Raw genomic sequence first — 15,646 nt, forward strand, 5'->3', positions numbered from 1 at the left:
GCATATCCCGGCCGGCGCATTGCAGCACTTCGACTGGAAGGCGGAATAGATCACCCGGATGCCCGAGACTTGCCGTCGGGCGGGTGAGGACTCAGAAAGAGCCACCGGCCGCACGACGCGGCCGGTGGGGTCGGCGGATGACCGCCCACAGGTCAAGCTGATCGCTTCTGCTGGAACAGCTCGTCCAGCTGCAACGTGGCCGCACAGTCCGGACATTGCGCCACAGACCGGCCCCGTGCAGCCTGCCGGAAGTGGTCCAGCGAGTCCCCTTCGATGCACAGGGCACCGGCGAGCAGCGCGATTGACCGCCGCTGCGGGGTGGTTGTACGGCCGCGTTCCAGATCCGAGATTGTCCGGATACTCAGGCCGGAACTGTCTGCTAATTCCTCTTGGGTCATCCCGGCCCGTTCCCGGAGCACCCGCAATAGCGAGGCAAGCTCTTCGGCCCGATGATCGTCCACAATGGAGCGTATTATCACGAAGTTCTCCCCAGTGACCACCCTTCGGGCCCTCAAAGAGGCCCGAAGGGAAGCAGCAACGTGATTTGCATTCAAGATCGACTCTAACATGCACTTGCCGATCCCGGCACGTCATTTTCTGGAGAGTGTCTCGCACCACTGCACCTACCACGCAACGCGTTACCCTGCGCACTTGACGGAATCCCTTGAGTGACGCCAGCCATTCTTTAGGGAGGATTTACCGGACCTGTGCCGCACACTCGGAGACCAAGTCACCGACAGGGCGCTCAGGATTCGCCACGATGGCCGAAAGTAGCCGCACGTACTCCTTCATCCAGCGAGCCACCGCCCCGTCGGGGAAGTAGCCGGACCGGTGGTTGGCCGCGATCACGGAGAACTGGTCCGTGAAGTGAATCTCAACGCGCAGCGGATGCTCGGTCTGGGCCAGGACCTGGACCGGGGTCGCCGCTCCGAGGACCGACATGAGCCGGCCCAGACCGGCCGTCATGCCCGGCACGTTCTCGTTGACGACGTAGCTCTCGAAGAGCGGCTCCCCGGCAGGCACTCCGGTCACGTCGCGCAGGGCCGCCGGCGAGAAGTACTCGTAGTCGCTGATGGCGGAGATCCTCGCCTGAACCTCGGCCAGCCAGGGCAGCAGAGGAGCAGCGGGATCCACTGTGGTCCCCACCGGGAGAATGTTGAACATCAGACCCGCCGCCTGGTCCACGTCGACCGACGTGGTGCTGCGCCCGGACATGAGCGCACCGCAGACCACGTCCGGCGAGCCCGTGATGGCGCTGACCATGATGGCCCACGCACCGTACACAACGCTGTTGACGCTGAGGCCATGGCTCCGCGCCAGCGCCGTGAGCTCGTTCGCGGTCTCCTCGGAGACCGGCACGAACTCCTGCTGGACCGGCACCGGGACGTCGGTCCGCCGCTCCTGGGGAGGCAGCGTGATGGATGCCCCGGGGAGCTCCACGCCGGCCAGCTCCTGTCGCCAGAACTCCTCGGCGTCACTCGTGTCCCGCTGACCCTGCTCCACGCAGAAGTCGCCGTAGGCGGACGCCGGGGGCACGACGATCGGCTCGCGGCCGGCCGTCAGGCTCTCGTAGGTGTCGAGGAGGGTGCGCAGCATCATCGCCGCGCTCCAACCGTCCTGCGCGAGCAGGGTGAAGAAGTGGATGTACTCGAAGGCGTCGTCCGCCAGGCGGAACAGACCCAGCCGCGTCTTGGGCGGCGGACCGTTGAAGCCGCGCCTCCTTTCCGCCTCGATGTAGGCGCTGATCCGGCGCTCCTGCTCCACCGGGGAGGCGGCACGGAGGTCGTACGTGTCGATCTGGATCCGCACGTCCGTACGGACCACCTGGATCCACTGGCCGGCCTCGTCACGGACATAGCTGGTGCGCAGCGAGGGGAACTGGTCCACGGTGTACTGCCACGCCCGCTCGAGCGCGCTCGGGTCCAGTTTCTGACCTATGAACTGGAACCGCTGGTGGGTGACGTAGACACCGGAGTCGGGCGCCCGCTCGATGGCCTCCAGTGCGCTCTGCTGCATCCCGGTCGCCGGGTAGGCGTCCGCGGCGTCGGGATAGCGCGACCGCGCCCACTCCAGCAGCTGCGGATCCCGCTCGACCACGGTCGGCGCTCGCACCGGGCCCCGGGTCTCGGCCAGCACCGCCAGCTCCGTGATGGTGGGGCTCTGGAACACGTCCTGCGGGGTGAGGGCCATCCCCTTGGCGGTGGCCCGGCTGACCATCTGGATGCCGAGCAGGGAGTCGCCTCCGAGGGCGAAGAAGCCCCGGTCGACGCTCACCTCGTCCAGGCCCAGCACATCGGCCCAGATGACCGCGAGCTGCTCCTCGAACCGGGTGCGCGGCGCGACGATCCTCTCCGTCGGCTGCATGCCCCGCAGCGGCAGCGGCAGCGCACCGCGGTCCAGCTTTCCGTTGGCGTTGATCGGGAACTCGGCGAGCGCGACGACTGCCGAGGGCACCATGAACTCCGGGACGCTGTCCCGCAGGAAGGTCGCGGCCTCCGCGGTCAGCCAGCGGCCCAGCTCGGACAGCCTCGGGTTGTTGGCGTAGTGCCGCGGCGAGCGCCCCGGGTCGGCCGGGTCCGTCCAGTCGGCGAGGTACTCGGTCTCCGGACGCCGGAACGTCACTCGGTACCTGCCGTCGGTCCTTCCGCCCGCCCAGGCGATGTCGGCCAGATAGCCAAGCTCCTCGCCCAGTTGACGGCACACCTCGGGCTCGACACCCTCGGCGACGTCCGAACGGAGAAGATCGTCGACGGCGGTCTCGTCGGAGGCGTCGTTCATCGCGGCCAGGAAGGCGTTGATCGAGGCGACCCTGGCGTTGGGGACGCCGTTGACCTCCAGCCCGTCCGGCCGCTCCTCCGTGAGGATGCGGCGGACGGCGTCCATCGACGTCCAGGCCACCCGTGCCGGGCGGGGCAGGTCGGCGACGGCCTGGCCCACGTGCAGGGCCACGTCGTAGCGGTACCGGGTCACCTCGTTGTGGTCGTCGCCGCTCTTGAGCATCATCTCGACCCGGGAGATCGCAGGGATCTCCGCACGCAGCGCGGTGAAGAACTCGGGCGCGAGCAGGAGTTCCTTCTCGTGCGCCGTGCGCTGCCGGACCCGGCTGCGCAGCAGGCCGACGGTGAGCCCCGGCTCGGCACGCTCGAGCTCGACCTCCGTGTGGAAGGCGTCGAGCATCGGCAGGCTCCGCACGTCGCCGAGGAACACGGCGCCGCCGGGCCGCACGTGTGCCAGGGCCGTGCCGATGACCTCGCGCAGGTAGCCGGAGTCCGGGACGTACTGCGCGGCCGAGTTGAGGATCACGACGTCGAACTGCTCGTCGGCAAAGGCGCTGAAGTCGTTCTCCTCGCGGTGGAACAGCTGTATGCCGGCCTCTTCGGGAAGAGTGGGCACGACCTGGTCGCGCACATGGTCGACCGCTGTACCGGAGAGGTCGGTCCCCCAGTACGCGGTGGTGTGCGGGGCGATCCTGGCCAGCAGCTCGCCGGTGCCGATGCCGATCTCGAGCACGCGCCGGGGCCGCAGCGCCAGCACGCGTTCCACCGTCGAGTCGAGCCGGGCGCGCGTCTCCTCCTCCGACAGCTGCTTCTCGGTGTAGCTGCCGTTCCAGCCGGTCTCGTCGAAGAGGCGCTGTCGTTCCTCTTCCCTGCCGGCGGCCGAAGCCTCCGGGGCGGTCGCCCCTTCCTCGGGGACGATGTACGCGATGAGCTGCTTGTCCTGGGCGTCCGGCGTGAGCTCGCGGGCCATCACCACGACATCGCGCACGGCGGGGTGCTTGCCCAGGCCCGCCTCAATCTCCCCCAGTTCGATGCGCATCCCGCGCACCTTGACCTGGAAGTCGGTCCGGCCCAGGAACTCCATCGACCCGTCGGCCCGGAACCGGGCCAGGTCACCGGTGCGGTACAGCGTGGCGCCGGGCTCGGAGCTGAAGGGGTCCGGCAGGAAGCGCTGCTCGGTCAGCTCGGGCCTGTTGTAGTAGCCGCGCGCCACGCCGACACCGCCGATGTACGCCTCGCCGGGCGCGCCGATCGGCACCGGACTGAGATGCCGGTCCAGGACGTAGATCTGGGTGTTGTGGATCGGCGGGCCCAGCGACACGACGGAGGACCCGATGTCGCGCGGGCACTCCCAGCAGGTGCTGTCGACCGAGCACTCGGTCGCCCCCCAGAGGTTGTAGAGGGTCGCCCCCGGCAGCTGGTCGTAGCACGACTGGATCGACGACGTGGGCAGCGCCTCCCCGCTGGCGATCACCCGGGTGATCGACCGGCAGCGCTCGATGCCGGGATGCTGGAGAAAGACCCGGAGCATCGAGGGAACGAAGTGCAGGGTCGTGATGCCCTGCTCCTGGATCAAGGTGGAGAGGTACTCGGGGTCCTTGTGACCCTCCGGTCGGGCGACCACCATCCGCGTACCCGTCAGCAGCGGCCAGAAGAACTCCCACACGGACACGTCGAAGCTGAACGGGGTCTTCTGCAGCACCCGGTCGTCCGGCGTGAGACCGAAGTACTCCTGCTTCCACAACAGCCGGTTGACAACGCCGCGATGCGTCATCATCGCCGCCTTGGGCCGTCCGGTCGAGCCCGAGGTGTAGATCATGTACACCAGGTCGTCCATGCCGGCGGTGCAGTCCGGACGGGTGTCGGGCTCGCTGTCGAACTCCCCCGCCCGGTCCAGAGGGATCACCACGGCCTGGTGTTCCGGAAGCTGGTCGATAAGTCGCTGCTGGGTCAGCAGGATGCGCGGGTCCGCGTCGGACAGCATGAACGCCACTCGCTGCGCCGGATACGTCGGGTCGATCGGCAGATAGGCGCCGCCGGCCTTCAGGATGCCGAGCAGGCCGACCACCATCTCCAGCGACCGTTCGACGGAGATGGCGACGGGCTGGTCGGGACCGACTCCCATCCCGCGCAGCCGGTGGGCCACCCGGTTGGCACGGCGGTCGAGTTCGGCGAAGGTGATGTCCTCGCCCTCGAACGTCACCGCGACGGCGTCCGGCGTCCGGTCGGTCTGGTCCTCGATCAGGGTGTGCAGGCACCGGATCTGCTCGTCCGGATACTCGTGGGCGGTGTCGTTCCACTCGACCAGGAGCTGGTGCTCGATCGCGGACGGCAGGACGGGGAGCTCCGACACCCGCCGCTCCAGCGAGCCGGCGAACGCCTCGAGCAGCACCCGGTATCCCGCCAGCAGGCGTTCGATGGTGGCGTGGTCGAAGATGTCGCTGTTGTACTCGGCGTCGACCAGGAGCGAGTCGGGCAGCTCGGTCACCGAGATCTCGATGTCGAACTTGGCGGTGTCATTGTGGATTTCGACGACGTCGGCGAATGCCGCGCCGCCCGGCCCGGAGTTCCCGCTGTGGCGCTTCATGTCGAAGACGACCTGGAACAGCGGGTTGGACGTCGCCCCTCGTTCCGGGCTCAGCTCCGCGACCAGCGCGTCGTAGGGGACGTCCTGGTGGTCGAACCCCTGCTTGACCACCTCGCCGACCCGGCCGAGCAGTTCCGCGACGGTGGGATCGTCGCCCATGCCGGTCTTCAGGACCACCGTGTTCACGAAGAAGCCGATGAGGTCCTGGACGGCCTCGTGCTGCCGGTTGGCCATCGCCGTCCCGACCACCACGTCACCCGAGCTCTCGGTGTCGCCCGCGTATCGGTAAAGCACCACCTTGAGGGCGGACAGCAGCGTGGTGAAGAGCGTGACGCCGTGCTCGGCGCTGAACGAGCGGAGCGCGGTGGCGAGTTCGTCGCCGACGTCAAAGCTCATGGCGCCGCCCCGGAACTGCTGGACCGCGGGTCGGGGCCGGTCCGTCAACAGCTTCACGCCGGTCGTGGCGTCACCCATCAGTTCACGCAGGTTCGCCAGCCTGGCGGCGAGCCGCTCGTCGTCGAACCGCCGGCGCTCCCAGAGGGCGTAGTCGGCGTACTGCACGGCCAGGGCCGGCAGCGCGGGAGTCCTCCCGTCGGCGAAGGCCTCGTAGGCGGCCCCGATCTCCCGGCCGAGGATGCCGCCCGACCACGCGTCCGCGATGATGTGGTGCAGATTGACCACCATCCGGTACTCGGCAGGACCGACGCGGAACAGCCTCACCCGCGTCAGCGGGCCCTCGGCAAGGTCGAACACATGCCGGGCCTCCACCCCGACGAGCCGCTCGTACTCCGCCTCCCGCTCCGGTGCGGGGACCCCTTCCAGGTCGACTACCGGCACCGGGATCGTCATGCTCGGCGCGATCTTCTGCCAGGCCTGCCCCTCGGCGCTGGGGAACGTGGTGCGCAGGATGTCGTGCCGCCGGACGACCTCGTTGACGGCCTTCTCCATCACCTCCGGCTCCAGCGATCCGTGCAGCGCGAGCGCCATGACCACGTTGTACGCGGGGCTGTCGGGGACCATCTGGTCGAGGGCCCACAGCCGTTGCTGACCGAAGGACATCGGGATCCGGTCGTCCGCGGCTGTCCCCTGCCGGCGCTCCGCGGCGAACCGCAGGAGGTCGTCGTCCGACTCGGCGCCGGCCTCGGTACCCGCCCGTGCGGTGACCTCCGACAGGATGAAGCGGGCGAGCGCGTCCGGGGTGGGGTGGTCGAACACCATGCTCAGCGGCAGGCTCAGCCCGGTCGCGCGGTTCAGGCGGTTACGGGCCTCCAGCGCCGTGAGGGAGTCGAACCCCAGGTCGAGGAACGCGTCGTCCGCGGCGATGTCGTCGGTCGAGCTGTGCCTGAGCACGGCCGCGACCGTCCCGCTGACAAGGTCGAGCGCGGCGGCGTGGCGCTCTTCGTCCGACCCCGAGAGCAGTCCCTCACGCACCTCGTCCCGGTTGTCGTCCTCGGGCAGCAGCGACTCGAGGGGATCGGGTTCGGTCGACGCACTGCCCGGAGCGTCGGTGTTGATCCAGAAACGCTTCTTCTGGAAGGCGTACGTCGGCAGGTCGACGTACTCGGCGTCGCCGCCCGGAAGCACCGACGGCCAGTTCACCGGTACGCCACCGACGAACGCCTCTCCCAGCGCCGTGAGCAGTTGCTGCCGGTCACCCTTGCCGTTTCGCAAGGTGCCGAGCGCGCAGAACGGACTGCCCGCCTCCGCCAGGGTCTCCTCGACCGCGGGAACGAGAACCGGATGCGGGCTGACCTCGATGAAGGAGTCGAAGCCCTGCTCGGCGAGGGCCGTGACCGACGCCGCGAACCTGACCTGCCGACGCAGGTTCCGGAACCAGTAGTCGGCGTCCATCCCGGTGGTTTCGAGCCAGTCGCCGGTCACGGTCGAGAAGAACGGCACCGTCGAGCGCACCGGCCGCACCGGAGCCAGTTCCGACAGCAGGCGGTCGCGAAGCTCGTCCACCTGCGGCGAGTGGGAGCCGTACGTCACCGGAACCCGGCGTGCGCGGATACCGTCGGCCTTGCACCGGGCGAGTAGTTCCTCAAGCGCGGCGTCGTCCCCCGAAACGACCGCCGACAGCGGGCTGTTGACCGCGGCCACCGTCAGCCTGCCGGACCACGGCTCGAGATACCCGGGCAGCACGTCGGCCGCGACCGCCACGGCGACCATGCCGCCGCGACCCGCCATGACGCGCACGATCTCCTGGCTGCGCAGCGCCACGATCCGTGCCGCGTCCTTCAGGGTGAGGGCGCCGGCGACATAGGCGGCGGCGATTTCGCCCTGGCTGTGCCCCAGCACGGCGGCCGGCTCGACGCCGTGTGAGCGCCAGAGGGCGGCAAGCGACACCGCGACCGCGAAGAGGGCGGGCTGGACGACGTCGTCACTCTCCAGCCCGGGGGCGCCAGGAGCCTCGCGCAACACGTCCAGCAGCGACCAGTCCACGTACTCCCGCAACGCTTCGTCGCAGGCTTCCAGCTCGCGGGCGAAGACGGGTTCGGTGTCCAGCAGGCCGACGCCCATCCGCGCCCACTGCGAACCCTGACCGGGGAACACGAACACCGTCCGGCCGGTGGCGTGCACCTTGCCGTGTACCCCACCCAAGGCGTCCTTGCCGTCGGCCAGGGCCCGCAGCCCGCTCAGGAACTCCGCACGGTGACGGCCGACGAGGACGGCGCGGTGCTCGAAGACCGACCGCGCGGTGAGGGCACGGCCGACGTCATGCGGCCGCACGTCGTCGTGCGACTCCGCGAACGACAGCAGCCGGGCGGCCTGGCCGCGCAGGGCCGTCGCGGACCGGGCCGACAGCACCCAGGGCACCTGGTCGTCGGTGCCGGTGGCCCGGCCGTCCGCGGCGGGCGGCTCGGGCGCCTGCTCCAGGATCACGTGAGCGTTGGTCCCGCTGATGCCGAACGAGGACACCGCGGCCCGCCGCGGACCGTCCGTCTCCGGCCACGGCCTGGTCTTGGCCACAAGCTCCACGGCCCCCGCCGACCAGTCGACCTGCGGACTGGGAGTGTCCAGGTGCAGTGTGCCCGGCACAACACCGTGCCGCAGGGCGAGCACCATCTTGATCATGCCGACGACACCCGCCGCCGCCTGAGTGTGCCCGACGTTGGACTTCAACGCTCCCAGCAGCAGGGGGCGGTCGGCCGGACGGTCCTGTCCGTAGGTCGCCAGCAGGGCCTGGGCCTCGATCGGGTCACCCAGCGTGGTGCCCGTACCGTGCGCCTCCACGACGTCCACGTCCGAAGTGGACAAACCGGCATTCGTCAGCGCCTGGCGGATCAGGCGCTGCTGCGCCGGACCGTTGGGCGCGGAGAACCCGCTGCTCGCGCCATCCTGGTTGAGCGCGGAACCACGCACCACGGCCAGCACCCGGTGCCCCAGCCGCTGCGCGTCCGAGAGGCGTTCCACGGCGATGACGCCCGCGCCCTCGGACCATCCGGCACCGTCGGCGGCCGCGGAGAACGACTTGGACCGGCCGTCGGGGGAGAGCACCCGCTGCCGGGACAGCTCGACGAACGCCTGCGGTGTCGCCATCACCGTGGCGCCGCCGACCAGCGCCAGCGAGCACTCCCCCTGGCGCAGCGCCGTCGCGGCCGAGTGCAGCGCCACCAGCGACGACGAACAGGCGGTGTCCACCGTCATCGCCGGGCCCTCGAGGCCGAGGGTGTAGGAGATCCGGCCCGAGGCCAGGCTTCCCGAACTGGTGTTGCCCAGGTAGTCGTGGTACATCAGGCCGAAGAACACGCCGGACCGGCTGCCGGCGAGGGACTTCGGGTCCATCCCGGCGCGTTCGAGGGCCTCCCAGGAACACTCCAGCAGCAGCCGCTGCTGGGGGTCCATCGTCGCCGCCTCACGGGGCGAGATACCGAAGAAGGCCGCGTCGAAGTCCGCCGCGTCGTACAGGAACCCGCCCTCGCGGGTGTACGAGGTCCCCGGGCGGCCGGGTTCCGGGTGGAACAGCCCCTCGACGTCCCAGCCCCGGTCCGAGGGGAACGGTCCGACTGCATCCTCGCCGTCGGTGACGAGCCGCCACAGGTCCTCGGGCGCGGTGACGCCGCCCGGCAGCCGACAGGCCATCCCGACAATGGCCAGCGGCTCGCCGGCCGCATCGGTCAACTGCTGGTTCTGCTGGCGGAGTCGGTCATTCTCGATCAGAGATGCCCGAAGCGCCTCGACCAGCGAGTCGGAAGAGGTGTCCACTGCTTTGTCACTCCCACCTGAGTCATCGTGCGATGTGCGGACGATCGAGCGCGGCACCCGTATCAAGAGCTGCCGAGCTGCTCGTCCAGCAGGCTGAAAAGTTCGTCGGCGCTGGCGGATTCCAGCTGCACCGCGAGGTTCTCCGGTGTCACGGTCCATTCGTGCACCAAGTCCTTGAGCCGGGTCACCAGCTGGTCGCGCGTCGTGTCGTCCAACGTGCGAGCGGACACCACCGAGCGGAGGTTTTCGACGGCGGCGTTTACGGCATCGGCCCCGCCGGCGTCCGCCACCTCGTCGCCCGTCTCCCCGCTCGCCAACTGCGACCGCAGGAACGATGCGAGAGCCACCGGCGTCGGGTAGTCGAAGATCAGGGTCGCCGGCAACCGTATGCCGGTGGCCGAGCCGAGCTGGTTGCGCAGTTCGACCGCGGTGAGCGAATCGAAGCCGAGTTCCTTGAAGGCCCGGTCCTCCCCGATCGTCTCGCCACTGGACTCGCTGTGTCCCAGCACCGCCGCCACCTTGGACCGGACCAGATTCGTCAGCCTGATCTGCTGATCGGCGCCGGGCAGTCCGGCCAGCTCGCCTCGCAGCGACGTGACGCCAGGCTCCCCGGACCCCTGGACCGGGGCGCTCCGCACCGCCTTGACCAATGAGCGCAGCGCCGACGGCAATTCCTCCACCTGTGCGACGGCGCGCAGCGCGGGCAGGTCCAGGCGCGCGGTCACAAGCGCAGACGCGTCGGCGCCGTGTACGGCGTCGAACAGCGCCAGCGCCTCATCGGAAGACATGGCCATGATGCCCGGGGCGGCAAGCCGCCTGAGGTCGGCTTCGCCCAACTCGCCAGTGATGTCGCTGGCCTGCGCCCAGAGGCCCCACGCCAGGGACAGTCCGGCCAGGCCCACCCCGCGACGGTGGTGGGCAAGAGCGTCCAGGAAGGCGTTCGCCGCTGCGTAGTTCGCCTGGCCCGCCCGGCCGAGTACCCCCGACAGCGACGAGAACAGTACGAACTCCGAAAGCCCGTGATCGCGGGTCAGCTCGTGCAGGTTCACCGCCGCGTCCACCTTGGGACGCAGCACCCGGTCCAGCCGTTCGGGCGACAGCGCGGCGACTATGCCGTCGTCGGCCACGCCCGCCGTGTGGATCACCGCCGTCAGCGGGTGATCGGCCGGTACCGCCGCGATGACCTCCGCGAGCGCGGCGCGGTCGGCCACGTCGCACCGAGCCACCGTGACGGCCGCTCCCAGACCGGTCAGTTCCTCGACGAGCTCGGCCGCTCCGGGCGTGTCCCCGCCCCTGCGACCGACGAGGAGCAGCTGCCTGGCGCCTCGCTCGGCGACCATGTGGCGCGCCACAAGTCCGCCCAATGTCCCGAGCCCGCCGGTGATCAGCACCGTTCCCGACTGCGGCGACGACGCCGCCGATTTCGTCGGCGCCGGTACGGCTGCTCGGACCAGCCGGCCCGCCCGCACCGTGCCCGCCCGGATCGCTGTCTGTGGTTCACCGGTCGCCACGGCCGCGAGCAGCACCTCGTCGGACCCCGGGGCGCCGTCGGTGTCCACCAGCACGAAACGGCCGGGGTGCTCGGCCTGGGCCGACCGGACGAAGCCCCACACCGACGCCCCGGCGAGATCCGGTGAGCCGTCGCCGTCCAGGGCCATCGCTCCCCTGGTCAGGATCACGAGCCGGGAGGAGGCGAGGCGGTCGTCGTCAAGCCAGGTCTGCACGAGGGTGAGTACGCCGCCGAGGGTGGTGCGGACCGCTCCGGCAACGTCCCGCGGACCATCCGGAGTCGACGGAGCGACCGGCGCGAACACCAGCTCCGGCACCGGCTCACCGGACTCCAGCGCACTGCTCAGCGCCGCCAGGTCCGTGTACCGACGACCGACCTGGCCGCCGTCCGACCGCACCGGGTCGTCACCGAGCACCGCGCACCGCTCGGGGCGTGACGGCCGGCCCGACGAGGGGGCGACGGCCGGCCAGTCGAGCCGGAAAAGAGAGTCACGGTGGCGGCCTCCGGGAGCGTGCAACTGGTCGACGCTCACGGGGCGCAGCGTGAGCGACTCGACGGATACGACGGGCGCACCGGTGCGGTCTGCGGCCAACAGCGCCAGCCTGTCCTCACCGCTGCGCGTGAGCCGGACGCGCAGGGCGGTGCTCCCGGTGGCGTGCACCGCGACGCCTCTCCACGCGAACGGCAGGAGCATCTGCCGGGCCTGTGGTTCGGCAGCGGCCCGGTCGACCAGGGCGGGGTGCAGCGCGGCGTCGAACAGCGCCGGATGCAAGCCGAATTCCACCGCGTCCGCGGGTACGGGCTCGGGCAGTACCACCTCGGCGAAGAGATCGTCGCCGCGCCGCCACACCCCGCGCAGTCCCTGGAAGGCGGCGCCGTACTGGAAGCCACGAAGTGCCAGCCGGTCGTAGACGCCGTCGATGTCCACCCGGGCGGCGTCGGCCGGAGGCCAGAGCTCACTCAGATCGGCCCACACCGCTGGATCCAGGTCGCCGGGCACCTCGGTCTGGAGAGTGCCGTCGGCGTGCTTGGTCCACGGCTCGCCGGCCGCGTCACCGTCGGGCCTGGAATGCAGGGTCAGCGACCGCTGCCCCAAGTCATCCTGGCTCCCGACGGCCAGTTGGATCGTGAGCCCGCCCTCGTCCGGGACGACGAGCGGCGCGTGCAGGGTCAACTCCTCGACCCCGCCCAGCCCCGACTGGGCCGCCACGTGCGCCGCCAGCTCCACCGACGCTGTCCCCGGCATCAGCATCGTCCCCGCCACGGCGTGGTCGGCGATCCACGGGTGGTCGCCTGACGACACCCGTCCGACGAAGACCGCTCCGTCATCGCTCGCCACGTCGACGGCGGCACCCAGGAGGGGATGGTCCACCGCCCTCAGGCCCGCGGCGCGCACGTCCCCGGCCGCGGCGGCCGGGGCGTCGAGCCAGAACCGCCGACGCTGGAAGGGATACGTCGGAAGCGGCACGCGCCGGGCAGCGCTGCCCGCGAAGACGGCCGGCCAGTCGACCTGGCAGCCCGTGATGTGCAGGGCGCCGAGCGAGGTGAGAAAACGGTCCAGGCCGCCGTCACCGCGCCGCAGCGTCGTGACGACAGTCGCGTGGGCGTCCTTCTCGTGGACGAGCTCCTCCAGACCGAAGGTCAGCACCGGGTGGGCGCTGCACTCAACGAAGGTCCGGTGCCCGTCGGCCAGCAGGGACTCCACCGCGCCCGCGAAGTTCACCGGACGGCGCAGGTTCTCGAACCAGTAGCCCGCCGTCAGGTCGCGGCCGTCGAGCGGGTCGGCGGTCACCGTCGAGTAGAACGGGACGGTGAGTTCCCCCGGCTCGATCAGGCCCAGCGTGTCGAGCAGTTCCGTCTCGATCGCGTCGACCTGGGCCGAGTGCGACGCATAGTCGATGGGGATGCGGTGCGCGGGCGTCCCGTCGGCCTCGCACACCGCGAACAGCTCCTGCAGTGCGTCAAGTTCACCGGACACCGCGGTCGACGCCGGACCGTTGACAGCGGCGATCGTGAGTCGGCCACCCCACCGCTCGAGCAGCTTCTCGACGTCCGCGACCGGCCGGGGAATCGACGCCATCCCGCCGCGGCCGGTGAGCGCGGCCCGGATGGGACCGTTCCGCAGCGCCACGATCCGGGCCGCGTCCGACAGGGACAGAGCCCCCGCCACACAGGCTGCCGCGATCTCGCCCTGGCTGTGCCCCACCACCGCGACGGGGTGGACGCCGCAGGACTGCCACGCCGCGGCCAGCGAGACCATCATCGTGAACAGGGCGGGCTGGATGACCTCGTCGTGGTCCAGGCTCCGGGCGCCGGGACGGCCCCGAAGCACGTCGGACAAGGACCAGTCCAGGTAGGGCTCGAACGCCTCTATGCACTCCTGAACGCGTGCCGCGAATACGGGTGAGGACTCCAGCAGCCCCTCCCCCATCCCGGCCCATTGGGGCCCCTGGCCGGGGAAGACGAACACGGCACCCGAGTGTCCCGCACCCGCGGCGACACCCTGGACCAGGTTCTGCGCGGGCTCCCCCGTCGAGAGCGCCTTCAGCCCGGCGGTGAGCGCCTGCCGGTCGGCTCCGACGACGATGGCTCGGTGCCGCAGCACGGCACGCCCGGCGGCGAGGGAGAGACCGATGTCGGTGTCCGAAGCCGGTGGCTCGCCGTCCAGGTGCGAGAGCAGCTGTGCGGCCTGGGCCCGTAGCGCCGCCGCGGACTTCGCGGAGAGCGTCCACGGTACGGCCGGCAACGCCGGCGCTGGCTCGGCGTCCCCTGCGCCCTCTTCGTCCTCTGCCTCCTCGGCGGGTGCCTGCTCGATCAGGGCGTGGGCGTTGGTTCCGCTCAGACTGAAGGAGGAGACGCCTGCCCGGCGGGGCGACCCGGTCGAAGGCCACTGAGTCGCCTCGGTCAGCAGCCGGATGTTGCCCTGGGACCAGTCGATGTGCGGGGTCGGCTCGTCGATTCCGAGACTGGGCGGCAGGACGCCGTTGCGCATGGCCAGCACCATCTTGATCAGACCCGCCAGGCCGGCCGCTGCCTGGGTGTGCCCGATGTTGGACTTCACCGAGCCCACCAGCAGCGGACGGCCCTCGGTCCGCCGGTTGCCGTACGTGGCCAGCAGCGCCTGACCTTCGATCGGGTCGCCGAGGGTGGTGCCGGTGCCGTGGGCCTCGACGGCGTCGACCTGGTCGGGCGTGAGCCGGGCATTGGCCAGCGCCTGGCGGATCACCTGCTCCTGGGCGGCGCCGTTGGGTGCCGTGAGGCCGTTGGAGGCGCCATCCTGGTTCACCGCCGTGCCGCGTACGACAGCCAGCACCTCGTGACCGGCGCGGCGCGCGTCGGACAGCCGTTCAAGGACAAGTACGCCCACGCCCTCGGAGAAGGCGGTGCCGTCCGCGGCAGCGGCGAAGGGCTTGCACCGGCCGTCCGGGGCGAGGCCGCCCTGACGGCTGAACTCCACGAGCATGGCCGGTGTCGACACGACGGCCGCTCCGCCCACCAGCGCCATCGTGCAGTCACCTTGGCGCAGGGCCTGGCATGCGTCATGCAGGGCGACCAGCGCCGAGGAGCAGGCGGTGTCGAGCGTGACCGCGGGACCGTGCAGGCCGAGCGAGTAGGCGATCCGCCCGGAGGCGAAGGCGGCTCCCGCACCGTTGATGAAGAAGCCGTCGAGGCCGGATGTGCCGCGCCCCGATCCGGTCAGCTGGCACGCGTAGTCGCCGCTGATGATGCCGACGTAGGCACCGGTGAGACTGCCCCGCAGCGAGTCCGGCGGGATGCCGGCACGTTCGAACGCCTCCCACGTGGTCTCCAGCAGCAGGCGGTGCTGCGGATCCATCGCGACCGCCTCGCGCGGGGAGATCTCGAAGAAGTCGGCGTCGAAGTCGGCCGCGTCGTCGAGGAAGCCGCCGACCTTGCGGATGCTCCGCGCGTCCGGGCCCTGCACCGAGAGCTCGTCAAGGTCCCAGTTGCGGTCCTCCGGAGCGCCCGAGGCCACGTTCTCGCCGCGCATCATCAGCTGCCACAGGTCCTCGGGGGACCGCACCTCGCCAGGGAACCGGCAGGCCATACTGACGATCGCGATGGGATCGCTGCTCTCCGCAGCCGCCAGCCGCTCGCGGGTCTCCAGCAGCTCGGCCGTCACCCGCTTGAGATAGCCGCGGAGCTTGCCCTCAGTGCCCACCAAAGTCGGTTCCTTACATCGCCTGATTGCACAGATGGACCGGAGCGCAGAGCGTCAGCCGATATCACATGACATCGACTCGGCTGCGGCGCGTTCGGGTTCGGTTCACTGGACCCGGGGAACTCGGTCAAGGAATCTTTCCACCGCAATGATTCACGCTCCCCGAGTTTCGGACCAGGCAGAACCGGCGGCAAAACTGCGGGAGGTCGGGTGATGCCAACGTCTGCTACTCGGCGACCAAGGTGATCTGACCCAACAATCAACAAAGGCCCCGATTCGCCCTCACCTATCCAACTCCCCCGGAATCCCCGGCAGGGGCTTACCCATTCTTGATGCGGGCAAGAACTTTGACGATGCGTCGACAGTCCCTGACGGGACGACAGAAC

3 protein-coding genes are annotated in these 15,646 nt (G+C 70.3%); all 3 read right to left on the minus strand.

Going from position 1 to position 15,646, the window contains the following annotated elements; all coding sequences use genetic code 11:
- Positions 1–152 precede the first annotated feature (152 nt).
- Positions 153–479, minus strand: coding sequence for a helix-turn-helix domain-containing protein (locus QFZ67_RS12305; protein ID WP_307661124.1), 327 nt, complete (start codon positions 477–479; stop codon positions 153–155).
- A gap of 217 nt (positions 480–696) precedes the next feature.
- Positions 697–9,570 (minus strand): amino acid adenylation domain-containing protein, encoded by an 8,874-nt coding sequence (locus QFZ67_RS12310; RefSeq protein ID WP_373429994.1) that lies wholly within the window; start codon positions 9,568–9,570, stop codon positions 697–699.
- Positions 9,571–9,632: 62 nt separating this feature from the next.
- Positions 9,633–15,260 (minus strand): type I polyketide synthase, encoded by a 5,628-nt coding sequence (locus QFZ67_RS12315; RefSeq protein WP_307661125.1) that lies wholly within the window; start codon positions 15,258–15,260, stop codon positions 9,633–9,635.
- Between the last annotated feature and the right edge of the window lie 386 nt (positions 15,261–15,646).

The organism is Streptomyces sp. V1I1, assembly GCF_030817355.1.
Taxonomy (GTDB): Bacteria; Actinomycetota; Actinomycetes; order Streptomycetales; family Streptomycetaceae; genus Streptomyces.